The 21,541-nt window shown below is 72.7% G+C and carries 20 protein-coding genes; 7 read left to right on the forward strand and 13 right to left on the reverse strand.

From position 1 onward, the window contains the following. Nucleotides 1-3: 3 nt before the first annotated feature. On the forward strand, nt 4-4,056 hold the full coding sequence (locus tag ACQPZX_RS12855) for a S8 family serine peptidase (protein ID WP_433379086.1): 4,053 nt from the start codon (nt 4-6) through the stop codon (nt 4,054-4,056). On the opposite strand, the gene ACQPZX_RS12860 is transcribed toward ACQPZX_RS12855, so the two are convergent. Beyond that, complete coding sequence (locus ACQPZX_RS12860; protein ID WP_433379089.1) at nt 4,041-4,439, reverse strand: hypothetical protein; 399 nt, start codon at nt 4,437-4,439, stop codon at nt 4,041-4,043. The genes ACQPZX_RS12855 and ACQPZX_RS12860 overlap by 16 nt on opposite strands. A 90-nt stretch (nt 4,440-4,529) precedes the next feature. On the opposite strand from ACQPZX_RS12860, the gene ACQPZX_RS12865 reads away from it, so the two are divergent. The 3 genes from ACQPZX_RS12865 to ACQPZX_RS12875 all read left to right on the forward strand — a co-directional run bounded on the left by ACQPZX_RS12865 (nt 4,530) and on the right by ACQPZX_RS12875 (nt 6,149). Next, nucleotides 4,530-5,195 carry a helix-turn-helix transcriptional regulator gene (locus ACQPZX_RS12865; protein ID WP_433379092.1) on the forward strand — a complete coding sequence of 222 codons (666 nt, stop codon included), beginning with the start codon at nt 4,530-4,532 and terminating at the stop codon, nt 5,193-5,195. Beyond that, nucleotides 5,192-5,464 carry a hypothetical protein gene (locus ACQPZX_RS12870; RefSeq protein ID WP_433379095.1) on the forward strand — a complete coding sequence of 91 codons (273 nt, stop codon included), beginning with the start codon at nt 5,192-5,194 and terminating at the stop codon, nt 5,462-5,464. Before ACQPZX_RS12865 ends, ACQPZX_RS12870 begins: the two co-directional genes overlap by 4 nt. 91 nt (nt 5,465-5,555) lie before the next feature. Next, nucleotides 5,556-6,149, forward strand: a complete 594-nt coding sequence (locus tag ACQPZX_RS12875) for a pyridoxamine 5'-phosphate oxidase family protein (protein WP_433379098.1) — start codon at nt 5,556-5,558, stop codon at nt 6,147-6,149. Here the strand turns inward: ACQPZX_RS12875 and ACQPZX_RS12880 are convergent. The 6 genes from ACQPZX_RS12880 to ACQPZX_RS12905 are packed head-to-tail and all read right to left on the reverse strand — an operon-like array spanning nt 6,127 to nt 11,360. Next, entirely contained in the window at nt 6,127-7,248 is a 1,122-nt protein-coding gene (locus ACQPZX_RS12880; protein ID WP_433379101.1) for a hypothetical protein, read from the reverse strand. The two genes, ACQPZX_RS12875 and ACQPZX_RS12880, sit on opposite strands and share 23 nt — an antisense overlap. A gap of 10 nt (nt 7,249-7,258) precedes the next feature. Next, nucleotides 7,259-8,440, reverse strand: a complete 1,182-nt coding sequence (locus ACQPZX_RS12885) for a hypothetical protein (protein WP_433379104.1) — start codon at nt 8,438-8,440, stop codon at nt 7,259-7,261. A 55-nt stretch (nt 8,441-8,495) separates the two neighbouring features. Continuing rightward, nucleotides 8,496-9,380 carry an aldo/keto reductase gene (locus tag ACQPZX_RS12890; protein WP_433379107.1) on the reverse strand — a complete coding sequence of 295 codons (885 nt, stop codon included), beginning with the start codon at nt 9,378-9,380 and terminating at the stop codon, nt 8,496-8,498. Between the two features lie 60 nt (nt 9,381-9,440). Further along, nucleotides 9,441-10,208, reverse strand: a complete 768-nt coding sequence (locus tag ACQPZX_RS12895) for an enoyl-CoA hydratase/isomerase family protein (RefSeq protein WP_433379110.1) — start codon at nt 10,206-10,208, stop codon at nt 9,441-9,443. 14 nt (nt 10,209-10,222) lie between these two features. Then, complete coding sequence (locus ACQPZX_RS12900; RefSeq protein ID WP_433379113.1) at nt 10,223-10,684, reverse strand: DUF3291 domain-containing protein; 462 nt, start codon at nt 10,682-10,684, stop codon at nt 10,223-10,225. A gap of 40 nt (nt 10,685-10,724) precedes the next feature. Beyond that, on the reverse strand, nt 10,725-11,360 hold the full coding sequence (locus ACQPZX_RS12905) for a helix-turn-helix transcriptional regulator (RefSeq protein WP_433379116.1): 636 nt from the start codon (nt 11,358-11,360) through the stop codon (nt 10,725-10,727). A 67-nt stretch (nt 11,361-11,427) separates the two neighbouring features. Between ACQPZX_RS12905 and ACQPZX_RS12910 the strand changes: the two genes are divergently transcribed. Further along, nucleotides 11,428-12,330 (forward strand): DMT family transporter, encoded by a 903-nt coding sequence (locus ACQPZX_RS12910; protein WP_433379119.1) that lies wholly within the window; start codon nt 11,428-11,430, stop codon nt 12,328-12,330. A 356-nt stretch (nt 12,331-12,686) separates the two neighbouring features. On the opposite strand, the gene ACQPZX_RS12915 is transcribed toward ACQPZX_RS12910, so the two are convergent. Further along, nucleotides 12,687-13,550: an SCO6745 family protein gene (locus ACQPZX_RS12915; protein ID WP_433379122.1), complete on the reverse strand. Its 864-nt coding sequence runs from the start codon at nt 13,548-13,550 to the stop codon at nt 12,687-12,689. A gap of 103 nt (nt 13,551-13,653) precedes the next feature. On the opposite strand from ACQPZX_RS12915, the gene ACQPZX_RS12920 reads away from it, so the two are divergent. Together ACQPZX_RS12920 and ACQPZX_RS12925 are read left to right on the forward strand one after the other, a co-directional pair. After that, nucleotides 13,654-15,588: a peptidoglycan-binding domain-containing protein gene (locus tag ACQPZX_RS12920; RefSeq protein WP_433379125.1), complete on the forward strand. Its 1,935-nt coding sequence runs from the start codon at nt 13,654-13,656 to the stop codon at nt 15,586-15,588. Next, the gene (locus tag ACQPZX_RS12925; protein WP_433379128.1) at nt 15,585-16,250 is read left to right on the forward strand and encodes a hypothetical protein; all 666 of its coding nucleotides are present in this window, start codon (nt 15,585-15,587) and stop codon (nt 16,248-16,250) included. The genes ACQPZX_RS12920 and ACQPZX_RS12925 overlap by 4 nt, the downstream gene beginning before the upstream one ends. Here ACQPZX_RS12925 and ACQPZX_RS12930 read toward each other — a convergent pair. The 5 genes from ACQPZX_RS12930 to ACQPZX_RS12950 all read right to left on the reverse strand — a co-directional run bounded on the left by ACQPZX_RS12930 (nt 16,222) and on the right by ACQPZX_RS12950 (nt 21,529). Then, nucleotides 16,222-18,972: an ATP-binding protein gene (locus tag ACQPZX_RS12930; RefSeq protein WP_433379130.1), complete on the reverse strand. Its 2,751-nt coding sequence runs from the start codon at nt 18,970-18,972 to the stop codon at nt 16,222-16,224. The genes ACQPZX_RS12925 and ACQPZX_RS12930 overlap by 29 nt on opposite strands. Next, nucleotides 18,939-19,133, reverse strand: a complete 195-nt coding sequence (locus ACQPZX_RS12935) for a hypothetical protein (RefSeq protein ID WP_433379133.1) — start codon at nt 19,131-19,133, stop codon at nt 18,939-18,941. The genes ACQPZX_RS12930 and ACQPZX_RS12935 overlap by 34 nt, the downstream gene beginning before the upstream one ends. 121 nt (nt 19,134-19,254) lie before the next feature. Continuing rightward, nucleotides 19,255-19,380 carry a hypothetical protein gene (locus ACQPZX_RS12940; RefSeq protein ID WP_433379136.1) on the reverse strand — a complete coding sequence of 42 codons (126 nt, stop codon included), beginning with the start codon at nt 19,378-19,380 and terminating at the stop codon, nt 19,255-19,257. A 51-nt stretch (nt 19,381-19,431) separates the two neighbouring features. Further along, nucleotides 19,432-20,652 carry a carbohydrate-binding protein gene (locus tag ACQPZX_RS12945; protein ID WP_433379139.1) on the reverse strand — a complete coding sequence of 407 codons (1,221 nt, stop codon included), beginning with the start codon at nt 20,650-20,652 and terminating at the stop codon, nt 19,432-19,434. 82 nt (nt 20,653-20,734) lie between these two features. Further along, nucleotides 20,735-21,529, reverse strand: coding sequence for an SAM-dependent methyltransferase (locus tag ACQPZX_RS12950; protein WP_433379142.1), 795 nt, complete (start codon nt 21,527-21,529; stop codon nt 20,735-20,737). Between the last annotated feature and the right edge of the window lie 12 nt (nt 21,530-21,541).

A 21,541-nucleotide genomic window follows, 5' to 3' on the forward strand; every position in this document is an offset into this window, starting at 1 on the left:
GCCATGGACCCGGCGCTGTGGGAGCGGCTGCGGGCCGAGGAGGGGGCCGGCGAGGACCGGGCGATCGAGGCGATCATCCGGCTCCGCCGGCCCGACGCCGAGATCCCGGGCGTGCGGATGGTCGCCCGGTTCGGCACGATCGCCACCTGCCGCATCGCGCCCGGCGACGTCGTGGCGGTGCACGACCACCCGGAGGTCTTCAGCCTCAAGGCGGCCCGCCTCGTCGGCCCGGTCCGGACCGCGGCCGGGCCGCCCGGATCAGAGCGGCTCGCCGATCTACGCCGCGCGGCCGGACCAGAACGTCCGGGCGACCAACGTCGGCCGCCCGGAATCGGGGTGACCGGCGCCGGGGTCGTGGTGGCCGCGCTCGACTGGGGCGCCGATGTGGATGCCGCCGCGTTCAAGCGGCCGCCGGAGGCCGGCGGCGGCACCCGGTTCCTTGCGCTCTGGGATCAGCGCGGCGACGGCGACGGACCGGATCCATACGGGTACGGCACCGTCCACGACAGCGCCGCCATCGACGCCGCCCTGCGCACCCCACGCCCGTACGAAAGCCTCGGCTATCACCCTGGCGACGCCGACCGGGGCAACGGCACCCACGGCACCCACGTGCTCGACATCGCCGCCGGCAACGGCCGGGGCGGCGGCCCGGCCGGTCTCGCCCCCGAGGCCGGCCTGGTCTTCGTGCACCTCGCCGACCGTGACACCGGTGGGCTGGCCAACCTCGGCGACTCGGTGCGGCTGCTCGAGGGCGTGGACTTCGTCCGGCGCACGGCCGGCGACCGGCCGTGGGTGCTCAACGTCAGCGTCGGCCGGCACGGCGGACCGCACGACGGCACGACGCTGACCGAGCTGGCCCTCGACGCCCTGCTCTCGGAGGCGCCCGGCCGCCTGGTCGTGCAGAGCACCGGCAACTACTACCGCGCCCGCACCCACACCGCCGGGGTGCTGCGTCCGGGTGAGACGCACACCTTCACCTTCGACAGCCAGGCCGGCGACCCCACCCCGAACGAGCTGGAGATCTGGTACGCCGGCACCGACGAGCTCACGGTCCGCATCGACCCGCCGGGCGGCGCCGGGGGCCGGCCGGTCCGGCTCGGCGAGCGGGCGGAGCTGACCGCCGGCGGCCGGGTGATCGGGCGCGTCTACCACCGCGAGCGCGACCCGAACAACCGCGCCCGGCACATCGACGCGTTCCTCGACCCGACCGGCCTGGCCGGCGCCTGGACCGTCACGCTGGAGGCCCGGCGGGTGGTGGACGGCCGGTACGACGCCTGGCTGGAGCGCGACGACTGCAAGCACTGCCAGGCGCGGTTCGCCACCCGCGACAGCGTCCGGCACGGCACGACCGGCACGATCGCCAACGGGCACCTCCCGCTGATCGTCGGCGCCTACGACGGGCACGACCCGCGCCGGGCACCGGCCACCTTCTCCAGCGCCGGCCCGACCCGCGACGGCCGCCGCAAGCCCGATGCGGCCGCACCCGGCGTGGGCGTCCTCGCCGCCCGATCGTCCGCCGCCGGCGACGAGCGCAACGGCGGCCTGCTGGTCCGCAAGTCCGGCACGAGCATGGCGGCGCCGCACGTGACCGGCGCGGTGGCGCTGTGCCTGGAGCTCGCGGGCCGGCGGCTGACCGCCTCGCAATTGCGCGAAGCCGTGCTGGACACCTGCGACGCGACCGGGGCCGGCGACCGGCTCGGCCGCGGCTGTCTCAACGTCCCGAAGCTGATCTCGAGGGTGCGGCGGCTCGTCGCGCCCGGCCCGGAGGAGTCGACCATGAGCTACCTGCCCGCCGCGCCGTCGATCACATACCGCGAATGCCTCTACCGGCCGGGAGGGCCGGTGGCCCGCTGGGTCGGCGAGCGCTACGACATCGTGGCCCGTCCCGGCCACACCCCGGCCACCGCGCCGCGCCGGGGCGACCTGCTGCTCGAGGTGGCGCTGGGTTGGCCTGGCCCCGGCCGCTGCGTTGTCCTCGACGAGCCGCCCGAGGCGCCCGACAAGCGCTGGCCCGCCGGCCGCCTGCTGCTGCGCCCTCTGCCCGACGCCGGCGAAAGAGACCGACTGCCCGACGGCGGCGGGTCGGACAATCCGCTCATTGAAGAGCCCACGGCGGAGGACGCCAACGCGCCGCATGTCGTGGCTGCGCGCGAGAAATGGAAGCGCATCTTCGGCGGCGACGAAGTGCTGCGCAAGGTCGAGATGCTGGACATCGCCGATGTCCCGTCCCCGGCGGTGCGCACGGCCGACTTCGACGCGTGGACCAACTCCGCCACCCGCATCTACCTGGCGCCCGGCGCCGCCGACGATCCGCTCAAGCTCGAGGTCGTGCTGCGGCACGAGGCCGTGCACGCCCGGCAGTTCCGCAAGACCGGCCGGCCCAAGACGTACACGCGGATGATGCGTTACGAGCGCGAGGCGTACGCGGAAATCTCGCAGTGGCTCGCGCAGCGGGCCAAAAAGGACCACAGCGAGGGGCTCGTCGCGCTCCGGGAAGCGGTGGACGGCCAGCTCAAGAAGTTCACCGACGAGATCGACCGGGTCCGCCGCACGATCACCGACGACAACGCGATCAACGACGCGTACAAGAGCTTCCTCACCGGCGGCTACCTGCCGGCCCACGCCGCCATCGACGACCTCTACGACCCGCCGGCCGCGCCGCGCGAGTCGGATGACGAGCTAGTGGCCGAGATCTGCGGGATGGACGAGGTCGAGGAGGGGGACGACGAGCCGGCCGAGTTCGCCGGCGGCGAGCACAAGAACATCGGCGACACCGCCTCCGGCAAAGAGCTGACGACCATCCCGTACGGCGATCCGCCGCAACAGCTGACGTTCGGCGATGTGCTCAGCATGGCGGGGGACTACTTCGGGACGTACGAGGAAATGCGTGATCTCGGCGCCACCGCGGCCGGCCGGGCCGAGCTGACCTGGACCCGCTGGCTCTGCCTCGACCTGGAACGGGCCGGTGAGCCCGAGCCGCCGGCCCCGGAGGCGGCGAAGAAGCGCGCGGTCGACCGCTATCGCGAGCTCGCGGCCCGCAACGTCTCCCACTTCTCGGCCGGTGGCACCGGGTGGCAGGCGTACTCGCTGTGGCATGCCCGGGCGATCACGGACGCGCTGGAGGCCGGCCGCAACGGCGACGACGCGATCTGGCGTCGCGCGCTGACCAAGGAGGCGTTCGGCGACCACTTCCTGACCGACCTGTTCGCGGCCGGCCACGTGCGGATGCCCCGGGCCGAGATCCGCGCCTGGTACGAGCGGCGCTTCCCGGGCACCGACCGCTTCGTCGAGTACATGGCGAGGTTCCTCTTCGACCGGCTCGACGAGCGGCAGCAGATGCCGCAGCTGCTGTGGTGGTTCGGCTGGGTGACGCGGTCGGTCATGGAGGACCGGATCCGCGCGCTCGGCGGCACCGCGATGAGCTCGTTCTCGCTCGGCGACATCGTGTCGCTCGCCCTGCACGACCTCGACAACAAGGGGCTGGCGGTGATCTCGGAGGTCGGGCCGGACGGTCATCCGGTGCCGGGCGGCTACTCCTGGACCGCGATGGGCGACGGTCACCTCGGCAGCAATTCCCAGGGCATCACGACGAATGCGATGGCCACCGCCGCGGTCATCGGCTCGCTGCGCGATCTGGAGCGGGTCCGCGGGGCCGGCGTCGGCCAGGGCGCGGCGCCGATCACGACCGCGCGCAAGGCCGACCTGGTCCGCGCCGCGCTCGGCCCGGCCGGTTTCGCCGCGAAGCCGTTCGTGCCCCGCGCCGATCCCCGGCCCGGCGCGAACACGCCGCTGACCACGAGCGACGGCAGCCGTGCCCCGCTTGAGTGGCGCTGGGGACAGCTCGGCGACGCGGCGTACCGGGCGGTGGACGACACGTGCAAGCACCGGATCGCCAACGAGCTGGCCGCGCTCACCCGTACGGTCAAGGACCGGATCGACGCGCCGCTCGGCCTGCGCGTCAACGGCGTCCGCGGCGCCTTCGGCGCCTTCGTCCGGTCCCTGCGCGCCGACGGCATCGTCGCGATCGAGAAGGCGGTGGGTCACCCCGCCCGGTGATCGGGGGTGGCCAGCCGGTTGAGGGCGAGCGCGCCGACCAGCAGCCCGAAGTCGCGCAGCGCCACGTCGTAGTAGTTCGCGGCGATCAGCAGGTTGACGATGATGCCGGCCAGCCAGAGCGCGACCACCAGCGATCCGATCCGCGGGCGCAGGGCGACCAGGACGCCGGCCGCGATCTCGATCACGCCGACGACGTACATGAACTGCTGCGCCGTGCCCGGCATCAGGTCGTCCACCCACGGCGCGAGGTATCCCGGCCAGTCGGTCATCAGATTGAAGAACTTGTCCAGCCCGAACAGGATCGGGGCGGCCGTGAAGACGGTGCGCAGCAGCACGAACGCCTGCTGGGTCGGGGTGCTGGTGCGGAGGCTCTCGGTGACCATGAACTTCTCCGTTCTTCTAAAATACCATTTCCCGTACGCTAGAAAGCTCGTCTTCTAAAGTCAATAGCGCCGTGCTTTACACTCGGGATCATGGCCACTCGCCCGCTGCCCGACCGCGTCGCCGCCCTGGCCGCCCTGGACGACCCGATCCGCAAGGCCGTGTTCGACCTCGTCGCCCGGTCGGAGACGCCGGTGGGCCGCGACGCGGCCGCCGAAGCGCTCGGGGTCAGCCGCCGGGTCGCCGCCATGCACCTGGACCGCCTCGCCGAGCAGGGCCTGCTGGAGTACGAGTTCCGCCGCCCGGCCGGCCGAGGCGGCCCCGGCGCCGGCCGTCCCGCCAAGCTGTACCGGCGCGCCGACGACGAGGTGGCCGTGTCGGTGCCCGAGCGGCACTACGACGTGGTGGGGGAGTTGCTGGCCGCCGCCGTCTCCGAGTCGATCGCCACCGGCGCCGCGGTCCAGGACGTGCTGGGCCGCACCGCGTACGAGGCCGGCCGCGCGACCGGCGAACGGGCCGCCGGCCTCGATGCGGCGCTGACCGAGGCCGGCTACGAGCCCGAGACCGACGAGTCCGGGGCGGTGGCGCTGCGCAACTGCCCGTTCCACCGGCTGGCCCGGCAGTACACCGAGTTGGTGTGCGGCGTGAACCTGGAGCTGCTCAGGGGTGTCACCGCCGGCACGGCCGCGAGCGTCCGCGCCGTCCTCGACCCCCAGCCCGGCCGCTGCTGCGTGCGACTCGTCAGCGCGCCCGCATGACCGAGTTGACGGCCCTGCTGACCGGTCCGGACCCGGAGCAGGCTGAGGAGGCCGCCCGGCTGGTCGACCTGATCGTCGAGGACAACTACGAGGTCGCGCGCGAGGTGGCCTACCTGATCGACCACCTGCGAGCGCCGCGACCAGGTGATCCGCCCGGTCCTGCAGATGTTCTACGACGCGTGAGCGTCACCCGATCGGGTGACGACGGGTCGACTGATCGTCAACCCCAGGAGCTGTCCGACCTGGGCAGCAGGCGTTATAGGGCCTGATCAATGCAACTTGCAACGCTATGCGACGGCGCGGTCACGTTGTGACACTGTCCCGCAGCGGGGAGGAGGAACCCGGCGGGAGGAGCCCAGCATGAACCACGGTGAGCGTGAGCTTCAGGACCGACTCGGTACCCGGGAACGGGCCGACACCTTCTACGCACGGCAGGTCCTGTCCCACCTCAACGACGCGATGCGCGGCTTCATCGGCCGGCAGGAGATGATGTTCCTGGCCACCGCGGACGCCGGTGGCGGCTGCGACAACACCTTCCGGGCCGGGCCGCCCGGGTTCGTCCGGGTGCTCGACGAGGAGCATCTGAGCTGGCCCGAGCTGCGCGGCAACGGCGTGATGGCGAGCCTCGGCAACATCACCGAGAACGCCCGCGTCGGGCTCCTCTTCCTCGACTTCGCCGAGACCATCGGCCTGCACGTGAACGGCACCGCCGAGATCGTCGAGGACCCGGACGCCGACCAGGCCGGGATCCCGCCCGGCCAGCGCGCCCGCCTCTGGGTGGTCACCCGCGTGCACGAGGCCTACATCCACTGCGCGAAGCACATCCCGCGCCTGGCGAAGATCCCCCGCCAGCGGCGCGCTCCCGGCACGGAGCAGCCCAAGAAGAGCGACTACTTCGTGCCGGGAGTGCCTTCCCCGTCCAGGACGGAATCTAAGCAATGCGGAACGCTGTGAAGGACGAGTTGCCGGTGGTGGCGTCCTGCCGGGCGCCCACCGCCCACTCGGTGGACGGGCTCGCGAGCGCTACCGCTCCGAGCGTGACCGAGCCCGTTCCGCCGCCCGTGGGCACCGGCGTGACCGACCAGGACGTGCCGTTCCAGTTCGCCAGCGCGGGCGCGCCGGCGGCGTCCGAACCGGCCACCCAGACGTCGTTGCCGGACCGGGCCGCGACGCTGTTCAGCGACGCGAGCGGCGGGGCCGCGACGGTGTTCCAGGCGGAGCCGTTCCACCGGATGACGAACGCGCCACCGTTCGAAGCGCTGCCCACCGCCCACGCGTCCGACGCGGAGACGGCTGCGACGTCGTACAGGAAAGTGCTTCCGTTGTTGGGGGTTGCGACCTGAATCCAGGCCGAGCCGTTCCAATGCTGGATCATCGACTGCCGGAACCGGTTGCCGTAAGGCAGGTTCAGCGAGTAACCGGCCATCCAGACGTCATTGCCGGAGACGCCGTCCACCCCGGTGACGAAGTTGGTGCGGGTGCCCGGGCTCGTGGTCGGCGTGGTCACCCACGTGGTGCCGTTGTAGTGCACCGCCAGCGTCTTGCGGAACGTCGACCCGCCCGACGCGGTCTGGCCGACCGCCCACGCGTCGCTCGCCGAGAACGCCTTGGCCGCCGTGAGCTCGGTGTCGGTGCCGGCCGGCTTCGGCACGGCCTGCCTGCTCCACGCCGACCCGTTCCAGCGCAGTGCGACCGCGGTCTTCTCCCCGCCCGACGCCGCCGTGGACTGGCCCACCGCCACCGCGCTGGTGGCCGAGGTCGCGTCCACGTCGGCGAGGAACGCCCAGCTGTTGGCGCCGCCGTTGAGCAGGTCGGGGCTGGCGACGATGCTCCACCTCGTACCGTTGAAACGCTGGACGATCCCGTTGCCGTTGCCGCCGACGGCCCATCCGTCGGTCGCCGAGACCGCGTCCACCCCGGCGAAACCGCCGATCGTGCCGGCCTGGCCCGCCGGGACCTGGGTCACGGTCGCCGCCCAGGCCGGCCCGCCGGAGGCGACGATGAGGCCGCCTACCAGCGCCGATCCGGTCACTTTCAGGAATGTGCGTCGCATCGGATTCCTCCTATCCGCCGCTGCCGCGCATCGCGAGCGTGCGGTCGCTGATCGAGCCGGCCTCGTTCAGGTCCCAGCGCGTGCCGGTGGCGAAGGCGGTGGGCCCGCCGGTGGCCGCGACCGAGTAGAGAAGGCCGCCGATCGGCTGCTGCGGCACGGTCTCGCTGGTGAACGCGGTGCCGTTCCAGCGCTGCACCAACGGCTGGCTCTGGCCGGCGGACGAGGAGTAGCCGACCGCCCAGACGTTGCCGGCGGCGCCGGACACGCCGTACAGGATGTTGTTGCCGGAACCGCCGGTCGGCGCGGTGGGCACCTCGCTCCAGGCGGTGCCGTTCCAGTGGTACGCGACCGGCGCCGCGTAGCCGTTCTTCGAGCCGACGGCCCACACGTCGTTGGCCGACAGCGCGGTCACCGAGTGCAGGAACGTCCCGGTGCCCGACTCGGGCAGCTCGGTCTCGACCCAGTTGGTGCCGTTGTAGTGAACCGCGAGCGGGTGGGCGAGCACGCCCTTCTCGCCGATGTTCGAGTAGTAGCCGACGGCCCAGAGGTCGTTGGCCGCGGTGCCGGCGACGCTTTCGAGGGTGTTGCCGGAGGTGCCCGGGTCCGGCGCGGTGACCTGCGTCCACGCGGTGCCGTTCCAGTGCAGGATCAGCGCCTCGCCGTGCAGCGAGGTGTCGTAGTACCAGCCGACCGACCAGGCGTCGGTGGCGGAGACGGCCTTCACGCCGTACAGCTGGCGGAAGTTGACGCCGGGCTGCGGTGTCGTGACGACCGACCAGGACGTGCCGTTCCACCGCATGGCGAGGGCGCTGCGCGGGGCGCCGTTCACGCCGGCCGACCCGTTGGCGTATCCGACCGCCCACGCGTTGGTCGCCGTGGAGGCGTCGACGTCGTGCAGCTCGTTGTAGTACTGGGTGGCGTTGGGGCTGGTGACGGTGGACCAGGAGGTGCCGTTCCAGCGTTCGATCAGGGTGCGCGGCGCCGCACGGGCGGTGTCGTACCAGCTGCCGACCGCCCACGCGGAGGTGGCCGACAGCGCGGCGCTGCCGTAAAGCTCGTTGGCGATGGTGCCGCGGTTGGGTGTGGTCAGCACGGACCACGAGGTGGCGGCACTGGCTGGGGTGGCGGCGACCGCCGCGAGCGCGAGACCCGCGGTCGCGGCGAGGCCGGCCTTGTATCCCTTTCCGGACATGCGGCTGACGATGGCACCGGGCTCTGGAACGAACCTGACGTGATGCTGAAACGGATCAGGCCTCGGGAATGGCCCGGTCGAAGATGTCGCGCTCCAATTCCGGGTCGGGGCCGTTGCGCACGCCGAGGTCCAGGCTGTCGACGCGGGACATCTCCTCGCCGGTCAGCTCGAAGTCGAACACGTCGAAGTTCTCGGCGATCCGGCCGGGGTTTGTCGACTTCGGGATGGCCGACCGGCCGTGCTGCAGCTGCCAGCGCAGCATGGCCTGGGCCGGGGTCTTGCCGTGCGCGGCCGCGATCGCGCCGATCGCCGGATCCTGCAGGACGTTGCGGCGCTCCTCGCCCCACCCGGGATAGAACGTGATGCCGCCGATCGGCGACCACGCCTGGGTCAGGATCCCGTGCTCGGCATCCGCCTTCTGCACGTCGGGCTGGCTGAAGTAGGGGTGGAGCTCGATCTGGTTGACCGCGGGCACCACGGTCGTGCGGGCGAGCAGCTCGGTGAGGTGGTGGCGCATGAAGTTGCTGACGCCGATGGCCCGCACGTTGCCGTCGGCGAGCAGCTTCTCCAGCGCCTGGTAGGCCGCGACCGTGCGGTCGAAGCGGTCCGGCGCCGGCTGGTGCAGGATCAGCAGGTCCAGGCGGTCGACGCCGAGCTTGCGGGTGGCCTTCTCGAAGGCGTGCAGCGTCTCGTCGTACCCGTAGTCGCTGACCCACACCTTCGTCTCGATGAACACGTCGGCGGGGTCGACGCCGGAACGGCGGATCCCCTCGCCCACCTCACGCTCGTTGCCGTAGGCGGCGGCCGTGTCGACGTGCCGGTAGCCCACGCGCAGCGCCGCCTCGACCGCGGCTGCGGTCTCCTCCGGCGGGCTCTGGAAGACGCCGAGGCCGAGCGCCGGCATCGTGACGCCGTTGTTGAGCACAAGTTCTGGGGTCATGCCCTCGACGCTAGGCCCGTCGCGGCCGGAGTGCGGGGTACCAACAGAACCCCCTTGGCCTCACTCGCCGCGGAACACCGGCGCGCGTCGCTGCAGGCTGGCTTCGATGCCCTCGGCGCTGTCCCGGGTCGCCCACAGCATCCTCTGCTCGGCCAGCTCGTGCTCGAGCGCCTGCCGCACCCGGGCGGCGAGATCGCCCCGCAGCGTCGTGCGGATGGAACGCACGGCCAGGGGCGCCGACGAGGCGATCTGGAGGGCCAGTGCATGGCTGGTCTCGCGGAGAAGGCCCGGCTCCGCGAGCCGATCGACAAGCCCGACGCGTACGGCTTCGTCAGCGCCCACCCGTCGAGCGGTCAGCAGCATGTCGGCCGCGAACTGACGGCCCACCAGCTCGGGCAGCGTGACGGTCAGCCCGAAGCCCTGGTGGAAGCCGAGCCGTGCGAAGTTGGCCACGAACTTGGCCGACGCGTCGGCGACCCGGAAGTCGGCCGCGCAGGCCAGGCCGAGCCCGCCGCCGACGGCGCTGCCCTGCACGGCCGCGATCATCGGCGTGCGCACCTCGAAGAGCCGGATCGCGTGCCGGTAGATGCCCTGCGCGGCCGCGGCGCGATCGCGTACGAAATCGGTGTCTCCTAGATCGGCGCCCGCGCAGAAATGCTTGCCCTCGGAGGCGAGGACGATCACCCGGCAGGCGGGGTCGTCGTCGAGGGCCAGGGCGGCATCGGCGACGCGGCCGAGCAGCGACTCGTCGACGTGATTGGCCGGCGGGCGGCGCATCTCCAGCAGGGCGACGCCGTCCGCGACAGTGACGGAGAGATCGGTGCTCACCCGGCGACCCTATTTCACCGGCGGCTCAGCTCCGGGGCGGGGAACAACTGGCGGAAGGTGAAGGCGTCAGGAGTCGGGCCGCCGGCCTGCAGGCGGCCGAGCCGGGAGATGCCCTGACGCAGGGTGGGGACCTTGCCGGCCGGGATCCACCACAGCACCAGCGCGGCCTGGGCGCCGTGCGGGTGGAACCAGTCGCGGCGGCGGCGCAGGTACTCGAGGTGCTCGGACTGGTAGGCGTACGCCCGCAAGTGCTCGGGGGACTCCCAGACGGAGAGCGTGTAGATGCGGCTCGGGTCGGTGGGCGCGGCGATCGTGCCGTCGCCACTGTCGCCCACCAGCCGCCAGACGAAGCCGGGCGAGCGGTCGGCCAGCGCGTTCATCAGCGCGATGCCCTCGGCGAAGTCGGTCATCGACGGGTCTTCCAGCGGGGCTCGGAGGCGGGCCGTGTTCATCTGGGCCAGGTGGAAGTCGCTCATGACCTCACCTCATCAGGTGCCCGCTCTAATGTCAACGGATTTACTTTTTAGAGAGCGTGACGCAGCATCGCCCCGCCGCCGGGTCCATCCGGGCCGTCCACTCGCTCGTGCCGTCCAGGAGGCCCTCGATCATCGCCAGGTTCATGCCGCAGATCACCGGCGGGAACTGCTCGGCCAGTCGATGGAAAGGGCAGTTCCGTAGCTCGATCCGGTCCGGGGCGCCTTTTACCGGGACATAGCCGTGTTCGGCCAGCAGGTCCATTACGTCCGGATTCTTCGGGATATTACGCGCGTGCCGCTGCGCTACTTTGTAGAGCATCTCCTCGGCGCCGGCCTGCTCGAGGGCCTCCGCGAGCAATTCGGCGGCCGCGCGGTAGGCACGCGGCGGCACGCTGACCGCGTGCTCCGCCGCCGCGAGGTGGTACAGCTTGGCGGGACGTCCGGCGCCCGGGCCGCTCTTTCCCGACCTTCTCGCGTACGAGACCTCGAGCAGCCCCGCCGCCACCAGCTTGTCCAGGTGGAACGCCGCCAGCGTGCGCCCCACGCCGAGCGCCCCGGCGACCTCGTCCCGCCCGATCGGCCCGGTCCCGTCCGCCACCACCTGATAAGCCTGCCTGCGCACCCGGTCGGTGAGGCTGGCCACGGCGTCGAGGTCGTGCAGGTCTTCGGTCGTCACGCGCCCATCGTATTGCCAACCGCATTTGTCGGTAGAGACCGAAGTCTCGGGGCCGTAGGTTCCTCCCATGAGCGCTTTGGTGGCCGCGGCCGTGACCGTGATCTTCTGGGCCTCGGCCTTCGTCTCCATCCGCAGCGCCGGCGCCGCCTACTCACCCGGCGCCCTCGCGCTCGGCCGCCTGGCCACCGCCGCCGTCCTGCTCGGCGCGTTCGCCCTGATCCGCCGGGTCGGCTGGCCCGACCGCCGCGCCTGGCCCGGCATCCTGACCTCCGGCCTGCTCTGGTTCGGCGGCTACATGGTCTTCCTCAACTGGGGCGAGCGCCTGGTCGACGCCGGCACCGCCGCCCTGATCGTCAACGTGGGGCCGATCCTGATCGCCCTGCTCAGCGCGCGCCTGCTGCACGAGGCGGCGCCGCGCTCGCTGTGGCTCGGCATTGCGGTGTCGTTCGCCGGCACCGCGGTCGTCGGCCTGTCGATGTCCAGCGGCGGCAGCTCCTCGCTGCTCGGCGTCCTGCTGTGCGTGCTGGCCGCCATCACGTACGCGATCGGCGTCGTCTCGCAGAAGCCCGCGCTGCGCTACGGCAGCGCCCTGCAGATCACCACGTACTCCGCGCTGGTCGCCACGCTCGCCCTGCTCCCGTTCTCCGGGGTGCTCCTCCACGAGGTCGCCGACGCGCCGGCGTCCGCCACCCTGAACATGATCTATCTGGGCGTCGGCCCGACGGCGATCGCGTTCACGACCTGGGCGTACGCATTGGCCCGCACCAGCGCCGGCAAACTGGGCGCGACGACCTATGTGGTGCCGGCGCTCGTGGTCCTGATGTCCTGGCTGTTCCTGGGCGAGGTGCCCGGCTGGCTCACCCTCGCCGGCGGCGCGCTGTGCCTGGCCGGCGTCGCGGTGTCCCGCCGCCGGAGTGGGCGGTCGGCAGCGCGGGTGGTGGCTCGGGAGGAGAGCGCCCAGGTCCGCTGACGCGGCGGCCGTTCACGCCGCTGATCGGCGTCAGTCCGCTGCCCTTCGTTTGCCGCGCGTCAACTTGTGGTAGATCGCGGAACCGACACCCCACCACCCCACCCTGGTCCGGGTGGGCCGAGTAAAGCACGCGGGACCGCCCAACAACTGATAGCAGCCGCCACATAGCGGGACCCCCGGCGCTACCACGCGACAGGCGCGACCGGCCGCGCCCACCGCAAACACCCGTCCCGTGCCGCGACGACGGACCATGCGACGGCTCCCGCGGCGAAGGCGCGACCAAGGTGGAAGAGCGGCGAGGGGCCGCTCTTGGTGGTGGGTGTATTGGTGGCCGTCGTGTGGGCGGCCGGCGGGTTTCACTGACCCGGGACCGGGCGGCGTAGCGGGATCGGGTTGTCGTCCGGGAGGACGGCCCAGGTGCGGGCGGTCAAGGGCGCCAGCAACTCGGCGCAGCGCTCGGTGTCCGCCTCGCCCAAGCGGTGCCACGGGCCGGCGGCGAGCCGATCGGTGAGTGCCTCGACCCCCTCGTACGCGGCAAGACCCTCGGCCGTGACCTCACCACTCGCCGTGAGCCAACCCCGGTCCTCCAGCCGCCCCGCGGCGGCCTCCCACTCCTCGTCGGTCCAGCCGCGAGCGGGCTGGGTCACCTCGCGCAAGCGGCCGCCGTCGAGGCCGACCCGCCACACCAGCGACTCGCAGCCGCCGACGCCGGCGGTGAGCAGGGCGGCCACGTGCCCGTCACCCCGGTGCTCGCGCAGGATCGTGGCGGCGTGCCAGAGGCGCACGACCGGATCCGTCGGCCACGGCAGGTCGGCGTGGGCGGCGGCGAGCACGCGACCGGGCGTGTCCACCGAGCGTGCCGCGGCCTCCAGCAGGTCGGCGGCGTCGGCCACGGCGGACGGTGGCAGGTCGGTGAACAGGTCGTTCAGGGCCGCCGCGGCGCCGGCGGCGCGGGCGGTGACGGCGTCCTGGGGCGAGATGCGCGACCACACGCTCGGGAACGCGCGGGTCACCATCGCCGGCGCGAAGCCGAAGAACGCGGCGGTGACCGGGCCCGGGCCGATCGGGCCGAGGGCGGCGGCCCGGCCCGCGAAGTAGCGGCGCCAGAAGCCGGTCAGCCCGGCCGCCTCGAAGGCCTCGGCGGCCTGCGGCGTGAAGTAGGTGACGGCGTGCAGCGGCTCGAAGAGCGACCACAGGCGGCGCGCGGTGGACGTAGTCATCCTGGTAGCCAAACGACCACGTCGCCCAAGGTCAAGCCGGAAATGCTCGAAAGACCGCCCGAACGCCCTTGGCGGGAGCGGGACGGCGGTCGACGCTGGCTCTATGTCAGACCTGTCGGAGGGGCCGATCCCGGATCAGCGGGCCGAGCCGAAGCTTCCGGCCACTCCTGCGCCGGGCACGGACACCGCCGGCCCGGCCCTGCTGCAGGCCGGTGGCAACGCCGCCCTCGCCCGACTGCTCCAGAGCGTGCCGGGCGGCCCGGCCGCCCTGGCCGAGTTGAGCGGCAACGCCCAGGTCGCGCGCCTCGTCGCCCCGCCCGCGCCGGGTGGTGGCGGCGGCGCTCCGGCCGGGCCGCTCACGGCGGGGGCGCACGGCGAGGGCGTCCGTGACGCGCAGATCAAGCTCAGCCGGGTGCAGGCCTCCGCGTTGCCGCTGACCGAGGACGGCCGGTTCGGCCCGCTGACCGAGGCGGCGGTGCGCACCTTCCAGACCAGCGTCGGCATCGCGCCACCGACCGGGGTGCTCGACGCCGCCACCAAGACCCGGCTCGACGCGGCGTTCGCGGCCCTGCCGCCTCCGGCGCGCACGCCGCTCTCGCTGGGCTCCGCCGGCGCCGACGTCGGTTTCGCCCAGCAGAAGCTCAACGCCCTCGGCGCGAGCCCGCGGCTGGCGATCAACGCGCAGTTCGACGGCGCGATGCTGATCGCGGTGCTCAAGTACGAGGTCGGCACGCTGAGCCGGTTCCCGACCGGAACGGTCGACGCCGCCATGTGGGCCGACCTGGACACGAAGGTGAAGGGCGGTTTCGTCGCGGCCGAGGGCGCGAGCGCCACCCCGGTCGAGCAGCACACCGGCAGCGGGACGGCCAACTCGCTGGGCACCCAGGTCGCCGGCACCTCGCTGCACCCGGTCACCGGTGTCGGCGGGCTGACCAGCGGCCCGGCGGTGCACGAGCTCCAGCAAAAGCTGAACCGCGCCGGCGCCGCGCCCGCGCTGAAGGACGACGGCGCGTTCGGGCCCAAGACGCAGGCCGCGTTGCAGGCGTTCCAGAGCGGGCGGGTGCCGCCGCTGGCGGCGACCGGCACGGCCGACAAGGCGACGTGGGACGCGCTGGACGCGGCCGCGCCCGGCTCGATGACCGGCGCCGTCGAGCGGCAGTGGACGGAAGAGGTCGGCGGTCACACGTTCGGCCTGACCGGGGCGAACGCGTCGCGATACTCCTGGGAGATCCAGAAGACCCGGATGGTCGTCACTGCCAAGATCAACTTTGTCGGGCTGCCCGCGCCGGCCGCGTGGTTCGGGCACGTGGAGTCGGTGTGGAACCAGTACATGGGCGTGGACACGGTGTCGAAGAAGTCGATGCCGATCGACTTCAAGATGACGCGCGGGGCCGGCGGCGACTCGAACACGGTCTCGGTGGTGGCCGGCACCGGGCGTGCCAACGCGGGCAAGTGGTTCGCGGGCGATCCGAACGCGGCGACGACCATCCCGCACGAGTTCGGTCACCTGATCGGCTTGCAGGACGAATACCAGCAGCACCCCGGCGACTTCGTGCGGGTCACCGGGCACGAGCCGCCGGTCGGCGACGCGACCGGGCCGGGCGTGCCGGCCGCGACGATCGCCGCGAACCTGCAGGCGGCCATGCTGGCCCGCAACTCCGTCAACGCCCGCGCGGCCAGCGTCGGGGCCGGCGTCAAGGAGGGCGCCTTCGCCCAGCAGGTGGTCGCGGCGTACGCGGCGATGCCGACCGCGACCGTGCCGGCCGTGGCGGGGCTGCCCGGGCCGCCGCCGGTGCCGGGCCAGCCCGCGATACCGCTCTCCGGCAACCTGCTCCGCGACCTCGACGCCGCGCTGCCGAACGACAACGACCGGTACGAGACCATCCAGCGCTTCAGCTACTCCAGCGGGTCGATCATGGGCGACCCGGGCCGCGAGAAGGACCCGCACGACCACGGCGCGCAACCGCGTCACATCGCCGAGTTCATGGCTATTCTCGGCCGGGCACTGGGCGGCACCTGGGAGGCGAAGCGTCGATGATCCTGCGGCTCGTGATCGCGGACGGCAGCCAGTCGCCGGCCGTGGCGGAAAGCGTCGAGGTCGCCGAGGACGGCACGATCTCCGGCTGGCGCAGCGTGAGCGGCGGCGGGGTGGGCTGGTTCGCGGGGCAGCTGCCGGCCGGCGAGCTGGCCGAGGTCCGCGCGCTCGTCGACGCCGCGGGCCCGGCGCCGTCGCCGGTTCCGCCGCCGCCACCCGACGCGGGCGACGAGGTGCTGGAGCTGGAGGCGACCGGTCCGGTCTCGATCGCCGGCATCAGCGACGGGCCCGGCGACTGGCCGCGTCTCGCCGCCGGCTCCCGGCGTCTGCTCGACCGGTTGACCGACTTCCCGCGAGCGGCCGTGACGGTCGAGCCGGCCGACCCTTCCGTTGCGAGGCTGCTCCACCGAGGTGCCGACCCTTTGCGTCTCGACCTCGGCACGATCGCGGTGCGGGCGACCGCGTGGGTGGGTTACTACGAGCCGGCCGGCGACTGGTCCGGCGTGATTGAGGGGCCGGGCGAGATCGAGGCGGGGCCCGGATGGACCTACGACATCCCGATCGGGCTGGGCGACGGACCTCACCTGGCCGTCGACTTCGCCATCCTGAGCGGGAAGACGCGGGTGCCCGTCCGGGTCAAGTACGAGCCCGCCCTGACCCAATGACGTCGCCGACCTCCGTACGGGAGGCGACGCCCAGCTTCCGCAGGATGTTCGAGACGTGGACGGCGGCCGTCTTCGGTGAGATGTAGAGCCGCCGGGCCAGCTCCGCGTTGGTCAGCCCGTCGCTGATCAGCATCGCGACCTCGCGCTCGCGCGGCGTCAGCGCGGCCGGGCCGGTGACCGCGGCCGGCGCGTCGGCCGGGGCCATGCCCAGCAGGGTGCGCACGTGTTCGAGCTGGGCCACCCGCCAGCCGCCCCACTCGGCGAGCAGCGGCGCCGCCGCCTCCGCCTGGGCCGTGGCTTCCACTCGCTTGTCGGCCGCGAGCAGGCAGCGGGCTGCGCCGACGCGTACGGTCCCGCGGGTCGCCGGGCCGAGCACGTGGGCCTCGGTGATGGACAGATAGCCGGCCAGCGCCTCGGCGTGCCGGCCGTGCGCCTCGGCGAGCTGGGAGTCGGCGAGGGTGCGGTAGGCGTCCCACACGTCGTCGTCGAGCAGCGTCGCGGCCATCAGGTCGAGCCGCGGCGTGGGCAGGCCGATCTCCAGCGCCGCCGAGATCAGGTCGTGAGCGCGCTCGCCGCTGCGCCAGCTCTCCTCGGCCAGGGCCGCGAGCAGCTCGTCCAGCAGCGCCTCCGCGCGGGGCAGGTCGCCCCGGCGGCAGGCTAGGTGGAAGGAGAGGCCGGGAATCGTGGTGGCCGGGTTGTCGGTCAGCTGCGCGAGGTCGTTGATGAGCTCCTCGACCCGGTCCAGCTCGCCCGCCTCCAGATAGAGGCCGGCCAGGAAGACCCCGTGGTAGTCGGCCCAGCGACCCCGCCGCTGGAAGCCGCGGTCCTGATCGCGGCCCTCCTCCAGGGTCGCGATCGCGGCGCGCAGGTCGCCGGCGCGCACCGCGAGCCGGGCCCGGCCCTGGAAGTAGGTGGCCACCGCCAGCGACTCGAAGCCGGCCCGCTCGGCGTCGACGCGCATCCTCTCCAGGGCGGCGGCGTGCTCGTCCGGCGAGGTCGGCGGCTCGCCCTGCACCAGGTGGTTGAGGGCGTGGGCCGCCAGCACCCACTCGCCCGCCTTCTCGGCCTCGTCGACGAGCGCCGACAGGATCTCCCGGCCCTCGGCGGCGGTCTGCGGGTGCTCGCTGAGGGTCGCGCCCTTCTCCAGCTGGGCGGCCAGGCGCACGGCCGGCAGGTCGAACTCGCTCGCCAGGGCCAGCGCTCGGTCGGACCAGAGCAGCGCCGCCTCGAACTCATCGCGCAGGTACGACGACTGCGCGATCGCGGTCATCGCCCGCGCCTGGTCGGCGCCCGGCGGGAGCTGGGCGATCAGGGTCTCGATGTGGTGGGTGAGCGCGCGCATCTCGTCGGTCTCGCGGGACTCCCAGGCGATGCGGACGAGAAGGTACAGCGACTCGGCCCGGTCGGTCGTGCTGGTGGCGAGGTCCCGCCAGCGCCGGCCGTACCGCAGGGCGTCGTCGAGCAGGCCGGCCAGCCACGCCGCCCGCGCGGCCGCGGCGAGCAGCTCGGTGTCGTCGGGCGCCTCGTCGAGACCCATCTCGGCCAGCTGCAGGGCCTGATAGGCGGAGCCGATGGAGAGGTAGAGCGCGGCGCCGCGGCGGGCCGCCTCGATCATGTCGTCGTACCGGCCGGCCCCGCGGGCGTGGTGCGCCACCATCGCCGGGTCGGAGGCGCCGCCGCGCAGCAGGGCCTCGAGCGCGGCCTCGTGCAGCCGGCGGCGCTGCCGGGCGAGCATCTGGTCGGCGATCGCCTCGCGCACCAGCGCGTGCCGGAACGCGAACTCGTCCTCACCCGACTCGACCAGCACGCCCCGGGTGACCAGGTCGCGCAGCACGGCGATCAGCTCGTCCTCGCCCGCGCCGGTGACGTCGGCGAGCAGGTCGAACGGGATGCGGTGGCCGAGCACGGCGGCTGCCTCGACGACGCGGTGGCTGACCGGCTCGAGGTCGTCGACCTGGCGGCGCAGCACGTCGGCGAGGCTCCAGGGCAGCGGCTGCTCGACCAGCGCCTCCACGTCGTACCCGGGCAGGGCGCGCAGCAGCTCCTCCAGGAAGAAGGGATTGCCGCCGGTGCGATGGTGCAGCGCCGTCGCGGCGCGCAGGGGCGCCGGAGCGCCGGTCGCGGCCGCGAGCATGGCCGCGGTCTGCGAGGGGGTGAGGCGATCCAGCCGTACGTGGGTGACGGTGTGCCGGCGTTCCAGGCGCGCCAGCAGGCCGGCCACCGGCTGGCGGCGGGACACTTCGTCCGGCCGGTACGTCCCGATCAGCAGCCGGGACCCGCGCTGGTCGGCGATGCGCTCGAACAGCGCGGCGCTTTCCGAGTCGGCCCAGTGCAGGTCCTCGAAGACGATGACCGCGCGGGCGTCGCCGACCAGATCGGACAGGATCGAGAGCCCGGTGTGCAGGCGCTCGACCGGGCTGCGCGCCGGGTCGGTGAGGGCGGCCAGCTGCTCGTCGTCGACGTCCGGGCGGCCGTCGATGGCGTCCAGGAGCACCTCGTACGGCCGGGCGAGCGACCCGGGCTCGGCCTGCCCGACCAGCACCACGGTCTCGGCCGGCAGGGTGGCCAGCAGCTCGTGCACCAGCCGGGTCTTGCCGATCCCCGGCTCGCCCGCGATGATCGCCACCGCCGGCTCACGCGAAGAAGCGAGCCGCGCCAATCGGCGCAGCTCGCTCTCTCTCCCGATCATCACCGGGCTGGCACCGCCGCGGATGGCTCGCACGACGCCAGCGTACCGGTGGGCCGTCCCCGCACCGCTTGGCTTTTCCGGCCCTTGCGGGCCCGGCGGGCGCTGCTCAGCAGGCTCCGCTTCTCGTTCTCGGCGATCAGCTCACGGTGCCGCTCGTTCGCCAGGGTCAGCATCAGGTCCGCGTGGATCAACATGGCCTATCTCCTTCGTCATCCGGTGATGTATCCATCTTCGGCTGACGGGAGCCCTGCCACATCGGCAGCGATTGCCTATCTTCCCAGCTCAGAGGTGGTCTAGGAGGGGTGCGTAGGCGGCCTAGGTATACCTAGATCCGGCCAGCTCGACCAGGCGGGCGAGGTCCGTCGCCAGCGACTTCTGCACGTCGTCGCCCCTGCGCCGGGCCCACTGGCGGGCCCGGCGGCCCTGTAGGTATGCGCGCACCCCGCGCCCCGACGGCCAGCGGCTCGTCGAGGCGCAGGTACTCCATGCCGGCTAGCCGCTGTATCCGGCGAAGATGCGGCTGAACTCGTACGGCTGCTGGGGGATGTTGGTGCACATGTAGAGCGCGCCGTTGCAGGCGTTCTTGTCGCGGCCGAGCTCCCAGAAGCTCAGCATGCCGAGGTGCTTGCCCTGCGCGAAGGTGACCAGCTGGCGAGCGTCCGCCTGGTCGTAGATGTGGCCGTCGTCGTTCTGGCCGAGCATCGGCGTGACGCCGACCATTTTCCAGACCTGAGCATCCGTACGGCCGGGGTACAGCCCCTTGAGTTGGTTGAAGGTCGAGTTGGCCGCGTCGACGGCGAAGTTGCCGTAGTCGCCGGTGCGGTAGTAGTCCATGGCCATGACGTTGACCAGGTCGACGGTCACGCCGGCGTCGCGGGCCGAGCGGATCACGCCGAGCCCGTCGGCGGTCAGGCCCTCGGGCAGCACCGGCAGCGTGAACGAGACCCGCAGCCCCGGGTTGGCCCGCTGCAGGGCGGCGAGTGCCTGGGACCGCCGCGCCACCGAGGCGGGGTCCGCGGTCGCGCTGCCCTCGATGTCGAGGTCGATGAACTTCAGGTTGTAGGCGCTGACCACGGCCTGGTACTCGGCCTGCAGCGCGCTCACGCTGGTGCACGCCTGCGCCAGCTCGATGCCCGTCGCCCCGCCGAACGAGATCTTCACGTCGCCGCCGCGGGCGCGCACGGCGTCGATCTGATCACGGGCCCAGCCCTGGCGCGGGTCGTACGCGTTGAACCACATCGCCTTGCAGGCGGACGCGGTGATGAACGCCAGCGTGACGTTCTTGAGGTTGCCGCTGCTCACCATGGTGGGCAGGCTCGGCGTCGGCCAAGCGCCCATGTCGACGTACGGGGCGTGTGCCAGTCCGCCGGTGGTGGGCGGCGGGGTGGTGGGCGGCGTGGTCGGGGGAGTGGTGGGCGGGGTGGTGGGTCCGTCGCAGGCGCCGAGATCCTCCCAGAGCGACGCCGCCGCGACCGGGTTCCACCCGGCGCCGACCGGCGGGGTGTGCGCGACGCGCGCCCGGTAGAGCCGCCCGTTGTAGGTGACCTGAGCCCCCGCGGCGTAGCTGGTGCCCTCGGCCCACGCCGGGGCGGAACAGGCCACCATCACCACCGCGCCCGCGGGGGCGGCGGCGAAGGCGGGCGACGTCACTATTCCCGCCGCGATGGTCAAGGCGCCCACGGCCAGCGCCACCCAGCGGTGCGAATGCCTCATCGCATCTCCTTCAGCTCGACATCATTTCATCGAGCTTGATGGATGCGGCAACAAACTGTCAACACTCTTAATTATTAAGCCCTCAGGGCTTGCGGGCCACCGCTCCGTAGACCGAGACCTGCGCCTCCGACGGCTGCGGATCGGTGGGCTCGCCCAGGTCGGGCCGCCATGAGGGCAGGATCCGCACGCCCGGGTCGACCAGCTCGAGCCCGTCGAAGAAACGCTCGATCTCCGGCCGGGGGCGGACCTGCATCGTGACGCCCTGCTTGCGGTAGACCTCGGCGATCTTCCCCCACGCCTCCGGCCGGAAGTCGCCGGTCAGGTGGGACATCGCCAGATAGCTGCCGGACGGCAGCGCCGCCAGGAGCCGCTCGACGATGGCGCGCGGATCGTCGTCGTCGCCGATGAAGTGCAGGATGGCGATGAGCAGCAGGCCGACCGGGCGGTTCAGGTCGAGGGTGTCGCGCAGCACCGGCGAGCCGAGGATCGAGTCGACGTCGCGCAGGTCCGCGTCGATGTAGTCGGTCCGGCCCTGGGGATCGCTGGTCAGCAGGGCCCGGGCGTGCGCCAGCACGATCGGGTCGTTGTCCACGTAGACGATGCGGGCCGCGGGGTTGATCCCCTGGGCGACGTGGTGGACGTTCGGCGGGCTCGGGATCCCGGTGCCGATGTCGAGGAACTGGTCGATGCCCTGCTCGGCCAGGAACCGGACCGCCCGGCGCAGGAACAACCTGTTCTCCCGGGGCGGGATCCGGCTGTCCGGGTTGGCCTGCAGGCCCTTCTGGGCCGCCTCGCGGTCGGCGGCGAAGTTGTCCTTGCCGCCGAGCAGGTAGTCGTACACCCGGGCCGGGTGCGGACGATCCGTGTGCAGGTTCACCTGGGCGATCAT

It is taken from the genome of Actinoplanes sp. CA-142083, assembly GCF_050942195.1.
Lineage (GTDB): Bacteria > Actinomycetota > Actinomycetes > Mycobacteriales > Micromonosporaceae > Actinoplanes.